This window comes from Salinivibrio kushneri, assembly GCF_005280275.1.
Taxonomy (GTDB): Bacteria; Pseudomonadota; Gammaproteobacteria; order Enterobacterales; family Vibrionaceae; genus Salinivibrio; species Salinivibrio kushneri.
Genome location: NZ_CP040021.1, coordinates 538,018 through 551,802 on the forward strand (window position 1 = coordinate 538,018; position 13,785 = coordinate 551,802).

General features: G+C 52.2%; 16 protein-coding genes and 1 other RNA gene. 6 read left to right on the forward strand and 11 right to left on the reverse strand.

The annotated features are described in order from the left end of the window. Window positions 1-11: 11 nt before the first annotated feature. The gene (locus tag FCN78_RS02600) at window positions 12-191 is read right to left on the reverse strand and encodes a DUF3545 family protein (RefSeq protein ID WP_046074061.1); all 180 of its coding nucleotides are present in this window, start codon (window positions 189-191) and stop codon (window positions 12-14) included. A gap of 242 nt (window positions 192-433) precedes the next feature. On the opposite strand from FCN78_RS02600, the gene FCN78_RS02605 reads away from it, so the two are divergent. After that, window positions 434-1,858, forward strand: a complete 1,425-nt coding sequence (locus FCN78_RS02605) for an alanine/glycine:cation symporter family protein (protein ID WP_077599234.1) — start codon at window positions 434-436, stop codon at window positions 1,856-1,858. A 93-nt stretch (window positions 1,859-1,951) separates the two neighbouring features. Continuing rightward, window positions 1,952-2,725 (forward strand): peroxide stress protein YaaA, encoded by a 774-nt coding sequence (yaaA, locus tag FCN78_RS02610; RefSeq protein WP_069363432.1) that lies wholly within the window; start codon window positions 1,952-1,954, stop codon window positions 2,723-2,725. 69 nt (window positions 2,726-2,794) lie between these two features. On the opposite strand, the gene serA is transcribed toward yaaA, so the two are convergent. From serA to zapA, 5 genes are all read right to left on the reverse strand, one after another. Next, window positions 2,795-4,027 (reverse strand): phosphoglycerate dehydrogenase, encoded by a 1,233-nt coding sequence (serA, locus tag FCN78_RS02615; protein ID WP_069363433.1) that lies wholly within the window; start codon window positions 4,025-4,027, stop codon window positions 2,795-2,797. Window positions 4,028-4,380: 353 nt separating this feature from the next. After that, window positions 4,381-5,040 (reverse strand): ribose-5-phosphate isomerase RpiA, encoded by a 660-nt coding sequence (gene rpiA / locus FCN78_RS02620; protein ID WP_077520775.1) that lies wholly within the window; start codon window positions 5,038-5,040, stop codon window positions 4,381-4,383. Window positions 5,041-5,096: 56 nt separating this feature from the next. After that, window positions 5,097-5,696, reverse strand: a complete 600-nt coding sequence (locus FCN78_RS02625; protein WP_077520772.1) for a 5-formyltetrahydrofolate cyclo-ligase — start codon at window positions 5,694-5,696, stop codon at window positions 5,097-5,099. 33 nt (window positions 5,697-5,729) lie between these two features. Next, a non-coding RNA gene (gene ssrS / locus FCN78_RS02630) (6S RNA) lies at window positions 5,730-5,912 on the reverse strand. Between the two features lie 3 nt (window positions 5,913-5,915). Next, entirely contained in the window at window positions 5,916-6,221 is a 306-nt protein-coding gene (gene zapA, locus FCN78_RS02635) for a cell division protein ZapA (RefSeq protein WP_046074068.1), read from the reverse strand. A gap of 482 nt (window positions 6,222-6,703) precedes the next feature. Between zapA and FCN78_RS02640 the strand changes: the two genes are divergently transcribed. The 4 genes from FCN78_RS02640 (at window position 6,704) to gcvH (ending at window position 10,307) form a co-directional block, all read left to right on the forward strand. Further along, complete coding sequence (locus FCN78_RS02640; protein WP_077458837.1) at window positions 6,704-7,279, forward strand: UPF0149 family protein; 576 nt, start codon at window positions 6,704-6,706, stop codon at window positions 7,277-7,279. Window positions 7,280-7,335: 56 nt separating this feature from the next. Continuing rightward, window positions 7,336-8,526: a 2-octaprenyl-6-methoxyphenyl hydroxylase gene (gene ubiH, locus FCN78_RS02645; protein WP_077659089.1), complete on the forward strand. Its 1,191-nt coding sequence runs from the start codon at window positions 7,336-7,338 to the stop codon at window positions 8,524-8,526. Then, window positions 8,523-9,755 carry an FAD-dependent 2-octaprenylphenol hydroxylase gene (locus FCN78_RS02650; protein WP_077659090.1) on the forward strand — a complete coding sequence of 411 codons (1,233 nt, stop codon included), beginning with the start codon at window positions 8,523-8,525 and terminating at the stop codon, window positions 9,753-9,755. Before ubiH ends, FCN78_RS02650 begins: the two co-directional genes overlap by 4 nt. 162 nt (window positions 9,756-9,917) lie before the next feature. After that, on the forward strand, window positions 9,918-10,307 hold the full coding sequence (gene gcvH, locus FCN78_RS02655; protein WP_321166657.1) for a glycine cleavage system protein GcvH: 390 nt from the start codon (window positions 9,918-9,920) through the stop codon (window positions 10,305-10,307). Between the two features lie 98 nt (window positions 10,308-10,405). Here gcvH and FCN78_RS02660 read toward each other — a convergent pair whose 3' ends face one another. The 5 genes from FCN78_RS02660 to ygfZ form a co-directional block, all read right to left on the reverse strand. After that, the gene (locus tag FCN78_RS02660) at window positions 10,406-10,651 is read right to left on the reverse strand and encodes a DUF1107 domain-containing protein (protein ID WP_077649187.1); all 246 of its coding nucleotides are present in this window, start codon (window positions 10,649-10,651) and stop codon (window positions 10,406-10,408) included. A gap of 118 nt (window positions 10,652-10,769) precedes the next feature. After that, window positions 10,770-11,306 carry a GNAT family N-acetyltransferase gene (locus FCN78_RS02665; protein ID WP_069363441.1) on the reverse strand — a complete coding sequence of 179 codons (537 nt, stop codon included), beginning with the start codon at window positions 11,304-11,306 and terminating at the stop codon, window positions 10,770-10,772. Then, window positions 11,306-12,277 (reverse strand): LysR family transcriptional regulator, encoded by a 972-nt coding sequence (locus FCN78_RS02670; protein WP_069363442.1) that lies wholly within the window; start codon window positions 12,275-12,277, stop codon window positions 11,306-11,308. The genes FCN78_RS02665 and FCN78_RS02670 overlap by 1 nt, the downstream gene beginning before the upstream one ends. A gap of 20 nt (window positions 12,278-12,297) precedes the next feature. Continuing rightward, entirely contained in the window at window positions 12,298-12,789 is a 492-nt protein-coding gene (locus tag FCN78_RS02675; protein ID WP_077599237.1) for an aminoacyl-tRNA deacylase, read from the reverse strand. A 3-nt stretch (window positions 12,790-12,792) separates the two neighbouring features. Further along, complete coding sequence (ygfZ, locus tag FCN78_RS02680; RefSeq protein ID WP_077659091.1) at window positions 12,793-13,770, reverse strand: tRNA-modifying protein YgfZ; 978 nt, start codon at window positions 13,768-13,770, stop codon at window positions 12,793-12,795. Between the last annotated feature and the right edge of the window lie 15 nt (window positions 13,771-13,785).

The window sequence follows — 13,785 nt, forward strand, 5'->3', positions numbered from 1 at the left end:
TTGAGGGTGAGTTAATCGAGGTCCAGTTGAGAGAAATCGCCAAAAATATCGATTTCTTCCAATTCTTTTTTTAGCCGCTGTTTGTCTTTCAGCGCTTCAATTTCTCTCCATTTACGTTTGACTGGTTTTGCGCGTCCGTTGCGTTGTGGCTTGTCTTGCTCGAATAGATCGTTAAAGGCAATGTTTTCCATAGTCACCTCTTTTTCACCTTGCGGTCAGTTTCTAAATACCACAGCTTCCCCTAACGTAAAATTGAAGTATTTCTCATTTGTGGCAGTCAGATGAAGTTTTTATGAGACTGCAATCACTGATTTTTAAAATCAGTGACTGTTGCCCCAGCCGTGATGGGTTTGAATTGACCTAGGCGGTGGTTCACGCGAAGATTGCGCCGCATCGCTATTATCCTTACTAAATCACGACGAGGGACAGTCCATTGAGCCTACTCACTTTTATTAATGATCTGATTTGGGGCTCGGTGCTCATTTATGTGCTCATCGGTGGCGGAATCTTTTTTACCTTAAAATTAGGGGGGATTCAGTTTCGTCACTTTTCTCATATGTTTTCGGTTATGCGTCATAGTCGACGTCGTGAGGGGAGCAGTATTTCGTCTTTCCAAGCCTTGTGTACCGGGCTTGCCGCGCGTGTTGGCACGGGCAATATGGCTGGGGTGGCGGTTGCCCTGTCATTGGGTGGCCCGGGGGCGATTTTTTGGATGTGGCTAATGGCATTCCTCGGCATGGCCACAGCGTTTGCCGAGAGCACGCTGGCACAAGTGTATAAAGTACGGGATCCCGACGGCTATTTTCGCGGTGGTCCAGCCTATTACATGGAATATGGGTTAGGCATGCGTTGGATGGGCGTGCTTTTCTCGATATTGCTGATCCTGGCGTTTGGCTTGGTGTTTAATTCGGTGCAAGCTAACTCTATCTCACAAGCGGCACAGGTGGCATTTTCATGGCCGCCGGCCTATGTTGGTGCGGGATTGGTGCTGGTCAGCGGATTGATCATATATGGCGGGCTACGCCAAATCGCGCGCACGGCCGAAGTGATTGTGCCCGTGATGGCACTCCTGTATTTGTCGTTATCCGTGTATGTGGTCGTCACCCATCTTGAGCAGGTACCTGCGGTATTCATGCTGGTGGTAAAGAGCGCATTTGGCCTTCACGAAGCGGCATCGGGGGCATTGGGTTACACCTTGGCACAGGGCATGATTCAAGGCATCAAGCGCGGCTTGTTTTCGAATGAAGCTGGCATGGGGTCAGCGCCCAATGCCGCCGCTTCGGCGACGCCTTATCCGCCTCATCCTGTTTCGCAAGGCTATGTGCAAATGCTCGGCGTGTTTGTCGATACCTTGGTGATCTGCACCGCTACCGTAGCGATTATTCTGCTATCAGGTGAGTACATTCCCGGCGGCGAAATCACGGGAGTTGAGTTGACTCAGCGGGCGTTAAGCGCACAAGTGGGTGACTGGGGGGAGCAGTTTGTGGCCGTCGCGATTTTCTTCTTCGCCTTTACCTCTATTATTGCAAATTATTCGTATGCAGAAACGAACCTGTTATTTATCAATCAGCGTTGCCGTCCGGCGTTGCCGTACTTCCGTGCCTTAGTTTTAGGCATGGTCATGTTTGGGGCGCTGGCGGAACTGCCGCTGGTATGGACCCTCGCGGATGCGTCTATGGGGATGATGGCACTGGTAAACATGATTGCGATTTTTTTGTTATCGGGCATCGTCAAGCGTTTGGCAAAGGATTATCACACTCAACGTTCATTGGGGCGACTGCCTGTGTTTGACAGTCGTCGTTTTCCTGAGCTGCACAGTCAGCTTGATGATAAGGCATGGCCACTCCCCAAACGTTAGCCATCGGTCAGTGCGATGTGCGGTGGCGGGCGGTGGTTTTTTTATGCGGGAATGATAGGCTTAGCAAAGATATTTAACAAAAGGGCGAGCAACATGCTGATAGTGGTTTCTCCTGCAAAAACCTTGGATTATGAAACGCCATTGCCGACAGACCGTTATACCCAACCTCAGCTGACTGAACACTCAGAGGCGTTGATTGAGGTTTGCCGCCAGCTGACGCCGGCAGACATTGCCTCGCTGATGAAAGTCAGTGATAAAATCGCCAGTCTTAATGCTGTGCGTTTTTCTGAATGGTCTCCCTCTTTTACCCCAAATAATGCACGACCCGCTGCGCTTGCCTTTAAAGGGGATGTGTACACAGGGCTAGATGCCAATTCAATGTCCGAGCAAGACTTCGATTGGGCTCAAGATCATTTTCGTATGTTATCCGGCTTGTATGGCCTGTTGCGGCCGCTCGACTTGATGCAGCCCTACCGCTTAGAGATGGGCACCAAGTTGTCGACGCCACGCGGTGATAACCTCTATCAGTTCTGGGGAGATATCATCACAGAGGCACTGAATGATGATTTGGCGGCGCAAGGCAGTGAGCTATTGGTGAACCTTGCCTCTAATGAATACTTTAAAGCGGTTAACAAGAAAGTGCTTAACGGCGACATCATCACCCCGGTGTTTAAAGATTATAAAAACGGTCAATACAAGGTGATCAGCTTCTATGCCAAAAAAGCACGTGGCATGATGGCGCGTTATTTGATTGATCAGCGCGCGAGTTCAGTGGCAGACATTAAAGCGTTTAATGTGGCAGGCTATTATTTCAGTGAAGCGGACTCAAAAGGCAACGAGTTGGTATTTCTGCGCGACGAGCAATAAGTGTTGCCAGGGATAACAAGCAAGCATCCAAAAAGCCCCTGTCGGGGCTTTTTTCGTTTCTGGCACGAATCAGTGCAGGATCCGCGCGCGTATGGTGCCTTCGATCGCTTTTAGCTTTTTCAGTGCTTTGTAGGCATGGTCACTGTCTTCGACATCAATCACCACATAACCAATTTGCGACGATGTTTGTAAGTACTGTGCCGCGATATTAACGTTTTCGTCCGCGAACGTTGTGTTAATTTTGGTCAGCACCCCGGGACGGTTGGCGTGTATATGCAGCAAGCGCGAGCGGCCTTGATGCTCTGGCAGTGATACTTCAGGGAAGTTGACGCATGACAGAGTCGAGCCATTGTCAGAATACTTAACCAACTTACTGGCGACTTCCAAGCCTATATTTTCCTGTGCTTCCTGCGTTGAGCCACCGATATGCGGTGTGAGTAGCGCATTATCAAACGCTTGTAGCGGAGAGCTGAATGCGTCTTTGTTGGTTTTTGGCTCAACCGGGAAAACATCGATCGCCGCACCGGCCAAATGCTTGCTTTCTAGCGCCCCGCATAGGGCATCGATATCAACCACGGTGCCGCGTGAGGCATTTATAAAGATTGCCCCTGGTTTCATGCGGGCAAAGGCCTCGGCATCAATCATATTCTGCGTACTTGGCGTCTCGGGGACATGGAGCGAGACAATATCACTGCGGTTAAGCAGCTCTGTGAGCGAGTTAACTTGAATCGCGTTGCCTAACGAGAGTTTGTTGTCGACATCATAGTAATACACGCGCATCCCTAAGTTTTCCGCCAAGATGCTCAGCTGGGTACCGATATGGCCATAGCCAATAATGCCCAGTACCTTACCGCGCGCTTCAAAAGAGCGGTCAGCAGACTTTTGCCACTCGCCGCGATGCGCTTTAGCATTCTTTTCGGGGATCCCGCGTAGGAGCAGCAGGATCTCACCTAAAACCAGCTCTGCGACACTGCGGGTGTTGGAGAAAGGCGCGTTAAAAACGGGGATCCCGCGCTTAGCCGCTGCATCAAGATCGACTTGGTTGGTGCCGATACAAAAGCAGCCAACCGCGACCAGCTTCTTCGCTTTTGCAAAGACAGCTTCCGTTAATTGGGTGCGAGAGCGTAGCCCCACAAAGTGTGCATCTTGGATAGCTTGTTCGAGATCCTCACCAGTGAGTGAGCCTTTGTGGTACTCGATGTTGGTATATCCGGCCTGCTTGAACGCTTCAACAGCAGTAGGATGGACGCCTTCGAGTAATAGGATTTTGATTTTATTCTTGTCCAGTGAATAGTGTGACATGCGGGCTGTTCTCTTCCTTAGAAACAATAATGGTAGCAATGTTGCGCCTGAGTGCCGGGGCGCATCTTACCTTATTCCCTCGCGTGGGTGGCGAAGAGGAGTGGCGGTTGATTGACCTGGTCATTAGCGTGATCTTTTACGTCAAAAGACCGCAGGGCAGGCGATGTGCCGGTATCAGAACAGTGACCAAGATAACAAAAATTCCCATAAGGGGTAAGAATTATCCGTTCTAGACCATAAAAAAGCACCTTGAAAAAGGTGCTTTTAACTTATTGATTACATTGAGCGCAAACGTTTGGTTTTTTTTGTTATTCCCCGTGGGGTGTAAGCATTTGATTTGCTGTGTTATGCACTCAGTTTGCCACTTTTTTCACGCCAGTGTCGGTACCGGTTAACACGATGTCTGCGCCGCGGTTGGCAAACAGGCCAACCGTCACCACACCAGGAATCGCATTGATGGCGTCCTCTAACCCTCTGGGGTCTTGGATTTTCATATTGTGTACGTCGAGGATCACGTTGCCATTGTCCGTGATCACACCTTGACGGTAACACGGGTCGCCCCCTAGCTTGAGCAATTCACGCGCGACATAAGAGCGTGCCATAGGGATCACTTCAACGGGAAGTGGAAACTCACCCAACACATCCACATGCTTGGTGTCGTCGATAATACAAACAAACTTATCTGCGATTGCCGCGACGATTTTCTCACGCGTCAAGGCAGCACCACCGCCTTTAATCATATGATTGCGCGCATTGATCTCATCTGCGCCATCAACATAGATATCTAAACTCGCCACTTCATTGGCGTCGAGTACCTCAATGCCCAAGGCTTTTAGTCGCTCGGTCGAGGCTTCTGAGCTAGACACCGCGCCTTTGATTTGCTCTTTAATTGGCTCGAGGGCATCAATAAAGTAGTTCACGGTCGACCCCGTTCCCACACCAATGATGCTGCCGGGTTTGACATATTCCACCGCGGCTTCGCCCGTGGCTTTTTTCTTTTCGTCTTGGGTCATGCTAACTCCTGAATCTAGGGGATTGGGCGTGATTATAGCGAAGCCAATAGATGGCGTCAGGGTTTAGGTCGCGAAATACGCGTTGGCCATTGCCAATGTTGGCTGGGGGTCAAAATATGGGGTAAAGGCACATCCCATTGCTCGGTCGGTAACGCGGGCCATTGCTGGCAATCATGCGCGAGTCCAACCGCGACCGCATCCGGTGCGCATAAGCCGAGTGTACGGTCGTAGTAGCCCCCTCCCATGCCAAGGCGTTGTCCTTTTGCATCAAACGCCACCAAAGGTGTGGCAATCACGTCGAGTTTTCTACTCGGTATCAAGGTGCGAATATCGAGCTGGGGCTCAGCAATCCCATAACCATTAATCTGCATTGGGGTGGTCGGGGTGTAGTGGAGAAACAGTAAGTGACCACGGCTAAAGGGATGAATGACGGGCAAGTAGACATTTTTGTTCGCCCTCCAGCACGCCTCAATGACAGGTGTTGTATCTAACTCGCCATCGAAAGAGAGGTACAGGGCAACGTTTGTGGCTTGTTCAACATCAGCCAGCGCGATAAATCGTTTGGTCACCGCCTCTGCGGCGAACGTTTGTTGCTCAGGAGAGAGCTGACGACGTGCGTCACGGATGGCGTGTCGTATGTGTTGTCTAGGCTGCATAACTGTCCTTGATGCTAGCCAAAGGGTGGTGAAGAGGACCCCGGGGTGCCGTTGGGATCGATGGCCCTTGAACCCGCTGGTTCAAGGCGGGTGGGTAGTATAAACCGTAGGCTTCTCGGTGCATGCCGAGCTTGCTCAGTAGCTTATAACAACGCACCCTTAGTTTTGCTTATCGGCTCAGGGACGTAGATCCGCTGACAAACACCCCAGGGAATTGGGTTATTCTTGCGATCCTTGCGCTGCCATTGCTTTATCGAGTTGTGATGTCATCAGGGCGGTCCGTTGCGTTACCTGATCTTGCAGTGTCTCTAATGACTGTTTGGCATCATTTAATTCGTGGCAAACATTGAGAGCGGCAATGGCAATTAGCTGTTCTGTATTGCTTACTTTAGTGCGCTCAGCCAGCCGATGCAACCGTTGATCGAACTCGCTTGCTGCATCTTTAAGCGCTTGCTCTTGCCCGGGTGGACAATTGACGCGAACAAGACGATCTAGAATTTTAATTTCAACCGGTTGTGTGCTCATAGTCCCACGCTGGCTCCTCATACGGCCCGATTTGTCGAGGGCCCAGTACACAATAATATGGCGCTATTCTAGCAATTATTCTGGTGAATACACTACATCGAAAACCATCTCCGCCACTGGTGCCGCGAATTTAATCAAAAAGTGGTATTCAAACGACGCATAGGTCTAACAATAACAACCCTTTAAGGGCGATAATATGACGGCAGTCGTGCCTATCATTCACTGAGTGTTTCAGCTTTTAGACAGAACTGTGAATTGGCTCGCTAAGAGGAAAGCCCCCGCTGGTGTGGGTTGATCCTTGTCATCGTGATTGGCTGGTTGAAGCCTTTACACTGTGCTTATCAACCAGCCACCCAACACGCAATGTACCGCGTGGCCGTTGCATCGGCGTGAGATCGTTTTTAATCGCAATGATTCAGCCCAGTGGTGTGAAATGCTAAACTAAGCCTCTTATTTTTGATGGCACAGCAAGGGGCAAGATTGTGACTGATACCCGTTTACCCGCTTATGCGACAACAGCAGACACACTGAGGGCTGATAGTTTGGCGGTAACGCCTGCAGAAATGCACGGTTTAATCGCTGGCATGCTCAGTGGCGGGCTAGAGCTGGAAGATGGTAGCTGGCTAACCATGCTTTATGATTACACCCATCAAGGGATGGGGTGGCCAACAGAGTCTAAGACACTTGCCATGCAAAGCTATCACCAGCTAAAAGCGCAGCTTACCGGCAGTGATCTTGATTTAGATATTTATGTCCCTGACGACGAACAATCCGGTGTCGTGGCTCGAGCCGAAGCACTGGTGGAGTGGATCAACGCGTTTTTAGCCGGTGTGGGATTGATCGGAACTAAAGGTCGCACCTTATCTAAGGATGTGACAGAAGCGTTGGGCGATCTTAAAGACGTGGCGCAGCTGGGTGTCGATGAAGATGGCGACATGCAAGAGCAAGCAGAGTTGCTTGAGCAGGTTGTCGAGCATGTGCGCGTGTGCAGCATGGTGGTGCATGCCGAACTTGGGGCGCGTCCGGACAGTGACGATACGCCTAAAACATTGCATTAATCTCAATGACGCGTTCAGATTGAGGCGTCAGTGACTCAGGGTGAGGAAAGAGTGGGATGAAAGCCTATGACATAGTGATCGCAGGCGGCGCAATGGCCGGGGCGACTGCCGCACTGGCCTTAGACACATTGAGTGGCGGCACACTGCGTATTGCCGTGGTCGAGGCGATGGTGCCCGATCATCGCGAGCACCCAGGTTACGATGCACGCAGTATCGCATTAGCACAAGGCAGTTGTGCAGCCTTTGCGAGCTTAGGGCTTTGGGAGTCACTCGCCCCCTTTGGCACGCCGATTCAGCATATTCATGTGTCTGATCGTGGCCACGCCGGACAAACCCATATTGACGCACAGTCGCAGGGTGTGGCTTATCTTGGTCAAGTTATCGAGTTGGCGGATGCCGGAGCGGTGCTTCACCAAAAGTTGCAACACCGCGAGGCGATCGATGTGTTTTGCCCGGATGCCGTGATGGCGATTGAGCGAACGCCGGCGGCGGTAACGGTGCGATTAAAGCAGGGACAATCTCTGACTGCTTCGCTACTCATTGCGGCTGACGGTGGGCGCTCGTCTTGTTGCCAGCAGCTTAATATTCCGCGTCAGCAACACGATTTTGGTCAGGTGGCAGTGATTGCCAATGTATCAACCGCACTGCCTCATCAAGGCCACGCCTTTGAACGCTTTACTCAAACCGGCCCTGTGGCGCTGTTACCCATGTCGCAAGGGCGTTGCTCGTTGGTGTGGTGTATGACAGCCGAGCAAGCACAAGGGCTGATGCAAGTGAGTGATGATGCGTTTCTTCATCGCCTGCAGCAGGTGTTTGGCTGGCGTTTAGGCAAGTTGCTGCACGTTGGAGAGCGTCATGCGTATCCATTGACGCTTAACCAAGTGGTTCGCCCGGTGAGTCATCGTGTGGCCGTGGTGGGGAATGCGGCACAAAGCCTACACCCGATTGCCGGACAAGGCTTTAACCTTGGTTTGCGAGATGTGATGACGTTGGCTCACACGCTGACGGAGGCGGCATCGCGTGGTGATGATATCGGTGCGATGCCAACATTGATGGCGTACGCCAAACAACGAACACCAGACCGAGATGCCACAGTGGCATTGACATCAGGGTTGGTTCACCTCTTTTCCAATGATAGCCCGCTTCTGGCGGGGGCACGTAATGCCGGGTTAGGATTAATGTCAGCATTAGAGAGTATAAAACAACCGCTTGTGCAACGCACCATAGGATGGGTAGAACCGAGATGAAAATGATCAATGCCGATGTGGCCATTGTCGGTGGCGGCATGGTGGGGCTCACACTTGCCGCCTCCCTAGCCGACACGGATTTGCGGGTGGTGGTGATAGAAGGTAAAGCGCCGGAAACGACCTTAAACGACGTACCAGAGAACCGTGTCTCTGCCTTGAGCCGAGCGAGTGAAAACATACTGCGCACCCTGGATGTCTGGCCGGGCATCGCCTCACGGCGTGCGGCCAGTTACCAACAGATGCGGGTGTGGGAGAAAGACAGTTTTGCCGACATCCATTTTGATGCGCAGGCGTTTGGCCAGCAAAACCTCGGCCATATTGTTGAAAACCGTGTGATCCAGTTGGCTTTGCTCGATAAAGTGCAAACGCAGGACAATGTGACTGTGTTGATGCCGGCGCAATGCCAATCCATGCTGCAAGGAGAGAGCGAAACCTGGTTACAACTCGAGTCTGGGGACGGCGTGACGGCGAAACTGGTCGTGGGGGCTGATGGGGCGAGATCCTGGGTGCGTGAGCAAGCCGACTTCCCCTTGGTACAGCGTGACTATGGTCATCATGCAGTGGTGGCGACGGTGCGCACGGTGGAGCCGCATCAGGGCGTTGCACGACAAGTATTTACACCGGACGGCCCCCTTGCTTTCTTGCCACTTTCAGATCCGCATTTATGTTCAATTGTTTGGTCTGTTCCCCCAGAACAAGCGACGGATTACGTCGCGATGGACTCAGCGTCCTTTAACCGTGCCTTAACCGCTGCGTTTGATGTGCAACTCGGCCTATGTGAGGTAATAGGCCCACGCGCCAGTTACCCGCTTACCATGCGTTATGCCCAACACTTTGCGGCGCAGCGCCTGGCTCTGGTCGGTGATGCGGCGCACACTATCCATCCTCTGGCTGGGCAAGGGGTGAATCTGGGGATGCTCGACGCGGCCGCTTTGGCGCAAACACTGACGTCACTCGCCGACAAAGGGAAAGATATTGGCCATTACGCCGGCTTACGCCAGTATGAGCGTTGGCGTAAAGCGGAAGCGGTGCAGATGATTGCGGCGATGCAAGGGTTCCGCAGCTTGTTCGCAGGCGATAATCCGATGAAAAAGCTCGTCCGTGGCGTGGGCATGCGTGCGGTCAATCATTTGCCCGGCGCCAAGCAGCCGTTTATGGCGCGGGCGTTAGGGTTGGAGGGGAACCTGCCTGATCTGGCAAAGCCTACGACGCGCACGACCACTTTTTGATGATTGCGTGATGGCTGAAATTGGCGAAAAACAGAGAATATGCTAAATAGCACAAAGACCATTGCCGAGTCGGCATGCGATCAGGTTGTGAGAGATGTTGAATGTACCGATTGACGGTGTGAGTTGTCATTGGGTGTAACAAGGAACAAGATTATGAGTGATATCCCATCTGAATTAAAATTTACCGCTACACACGAATGGGTTCGCCCTGAAGGGGAAGGCCTATTTACCATTGGCATTTCTGATCACGCCCAGGCCCTACTGGGGGATATGGTGTTTATCGATTTGCCTGATGAAGATGACACTTTTGATGCGGGTGACGATTGCGCGGTTGCAGAGTCGGTAAAGGCGGCGTCGGATATCTATGCGCCCATTTCTGGTCAAGTCGTGGCCGTCAATGAAGAGTTAGATAGCGCCCCTGAACTGGTTAACAGCGACCCATACGGCGATGGTTGGTTGTTCCAGATTCAAGCGACAGATGAGTCTGAAATCGATAGCCTGCTCGATGCGCAAAGCTATGAAGAAACGTTAGGCGATCAAGACGCAGACTAAAGGGTCAGGGGGAAGCACGTATGCTATGCCTGTCCTTTTTATCTAAATAATAAACAGGGGCCCGTCTGACGAGCCCCTATTTGTATGGTACGGCGAAGTCAGTAAGCGGTCGGCAATGAGCCCGATTTTTCTGGCTCTCGAAGCCCGTCCTGATACACATCTCGAATCAACCCGTTAACTTCCTTCACGGTTCGGTAGTGACAGATGGTGGCGTGATCCGGTGCTTTTAACCAACCATTATCAAAATCAAATCGGCCTCTTCCTGCAATATAGACGCGACCCGAGAATAATCGTGTGACATGTTTGGCGACAAGCTTGGGGGAATAGCGATTAAAAACGCGCATAACCTCTTCTTACTGGTGTGAGTGGTTGTCACCCTATAGGGGTGTGAAAACGGCACCGATTGTGAAGTGGGTTTATGTCGCCGTGATGACACTGCCTAAAGAAATAATCACTTTATCCTTACCATAAATCCGCTTGGTTGAAAGCATCGACGCAGCACGGTTTCGCGCCTAATGCCGGTAAGTCGCTATCAATCAGCGATTGCGCCAGCCAACCGTGTGGGTAGCTTAATGTATGGGGTGGCACCACCTCGATATGGTCGGCTGGATGAAACCCAAGCTGAGTGTAGAAAGCGGGGTCGCCATAGGTCACCACCGCTTGATAACCCAATGTACGTAGCTGTTCGAGCCCAGCGTTGATTAATGCTTTTCCATGTCCTTGGCGCTGATAATCAGGGTAGATAGCCATCGGAGAGAGCAGTGCAACCTTGTCCGTATGTGGGTAGGTCAATCGTGAGAAAAAGACAGCCCCCACTAACTGCTCACCGTCAAGCATCCCCCAACCATGGCAGTCTTCACGAGGCGTTTCACCGAGCAGCTTATCGATTAAGTGATGAATAACTTCGCCGGTGTCGGCCCCCTCACTGTGCGTGAACGTTTCACTGACCCGTTGAGCAACGTAAGCAGGATTAAGGATCGACAGAGAGACGATGTTCATTAGGTTTCCTCTTGCGCGTGAGGCTGGGTAGATAACGCTTTCAGGGAAGCGACGCGCTTATCGACAATGGTGGTTATTTGGCCAATGAGCCACTGCATTTTGGGGTGACCGCTGGCTTGATGTCGCCATGCCAAGCCAATATCAAACCCTGGGACATCAATAGGAGGTGGGCTAAATGCCAGATGGTTAGCATCGTTAAAGGTATCAAGTCGCGCCATAAGCTCTGGTACGGTACACAGCAGTTGTCGCCCTTTTAGCAATTGCCTTACGGTTAAAAAGCGCTGCGATCCCATCACCACTTGTCGATGATAGCCTAGCGCTTCTAAACGCGCATCTATCGGGCTAGAAAGCTGGCCGTAAGTGCTCACCAAGGCGTGCGGCGTGGCGACAAAATCGGCCACGCTGATGGGGGCATCCAGTCCTGTACTTTGAGGGTCAAACAGACACACGTGTTGTTCGCGATATAATACCTGGCTGTCGAGAATATCGCTGTTTTCCGGGATCACGCCGATCACCGCGTCGACATCATCATTTTTAATCGCATCCAGACAGTGGCGACGATCGACTGGCCGTAAGCTAAGTTGTGCTAAAGGAAGTTGTTGGTTGAGGGTATCGAACAACGCCGGCGCGAAGATAAGCTCCGCGTAGTCGGTGAGTCCAAGGCGGATCTGACCATCAAAAAGGGCAGGTTCAAAAGCGGGCGGAGTCAGCACGTCCGTGGCGAGTGTGTCGAGTAGCGCCTCAATTTTAGGGGCGATATCGAGCGCGCGGGCGGTGGGCACCATTTGGTGTCCGCGCCGCTCAAAAAGGGGATCGTCTAGCATCGTACGCAGACGCGCCAAGCTGTGGCTCATGGCTGATTGACCCAGAGATAGGCGCTCTGCAGCCCCAGTCACACTGCGGGTTTCCATTAAAGTGACAAAGGTCACCAACAAGTTGAGATCGTATTTCCGCCAGTATTTTTGCGCCATCCGTTGCGTGACTCCTACATCTAACCGTCTTGAACGCGGCATATGTCGCCGCGCAGAGGCTGGCAAAGTACGAGAAGATCTTTCACTCTCACCCATAATCCGGCGTGAGGATCACCGCTGCTAATGGTGACCGTTTCATAGCGCCAGATCTGCTCATCAAACACCAACGCCAGATCCGGTGACAGTCCCAATGGCGCGACAGTGCCACGCGCGTAGCCGGTTGTGCTTTGCACTTGTTGTGCACTGGCAAGCGTCATTCGTCGGCATCCCAGCAGCTGGCGGACTTTGGGCGGGCTCACTTGTTGGTCGCCTGGTACGCAGGCCACCGCATAACACCCGCCCATATCGCGCAACACCATGGTTTTAAGCATCTGAGCAGGATCAATCCCCCGTTGTGCAGCGGTGTCTTCAATCGATTGGGTTGCGCGTGACTGCCACAGTATTTGGTAGCGAATATCGGCGCTATCGAGTGCGGCAGTCACGGGTGTTTGCCAATTGGGATCCGTGTGCACGGCTCAGTCGTCATCATCGAGTGAATAGGGGAGTGGCTCATGGTGCCATGCATGTGAGGGAGACTCAGCCAGGCGGAAAGCGGTGTCGTCGTCCAGGTTATTTGGTAGTACGGCTAACACGCTCGCATTACCATTCACATCGCGATAGCCAGCAATAACTGTCCCGCCTGAACGCCAATTGTCGCCCACCGCGCGTTCGATTTTATCGCCTGCAACAGGTGTGTGCTCGGCTTGGCCGCTGAGTTTGTACATGGCACGCTTGTTCATGCCTCGATACTTGGCTCGCGCCACAGTTTCTTGGCCGGTGTAACAGCCTTTGGTGAAGCTGATCGCATCCAGCGCCTGAAGGTTTAACGATTGCGGGATAAATTCGCCGCTGGTGGCCTGCTCAATACGGGGTAATGCGGCATCAATATCCCACTTATCCCAATACTCATGGGTAAGCAAGGTCGCAGAGGCTTGATTGATAAGCGCTGTGGCGTTGGCCGCGTCAACCACCAGTAACCAGCGGTGTGGTTCAATGTATACGGCGGTGCCCGCTTGCCCTTGGCGAACGTCACCTTGCGGGCCAAAGTGATCGGCCACCCATTTGTCTGCCTGCGTGCCAATCACACCGAGCAGTACGGCATCGACTTTTTCAAACGCAATCTTTGAAAAGATGGCGTACTTTTTCACCTCTTGAACTTGGGTGGCTTCAATCGAGGCCGGTTGCACCATGGCGAGCCCGTCTTGGTAATGGAAAAAACGCAGCACCGACCAGATTTTGCCTTTTGGATCGCAATGAGCGGCAAGGGTCGATTTATCCTCTGCAAGGCTGGCAATGTCGCAAGTGAGCTGACCTTGTAAGTAGCTTTTTGTATCGTCGCCGCTCACTTTAGTGATTGCCCAGTTATCAAGAGCAACTATCGCCAGTTCAGGCTGTGGGTCACTGGGGTGTGTATCCGCAGGCTCAAAGGCCACGGTTTGATACCATTCGCTCATAACACTCACGCTCTC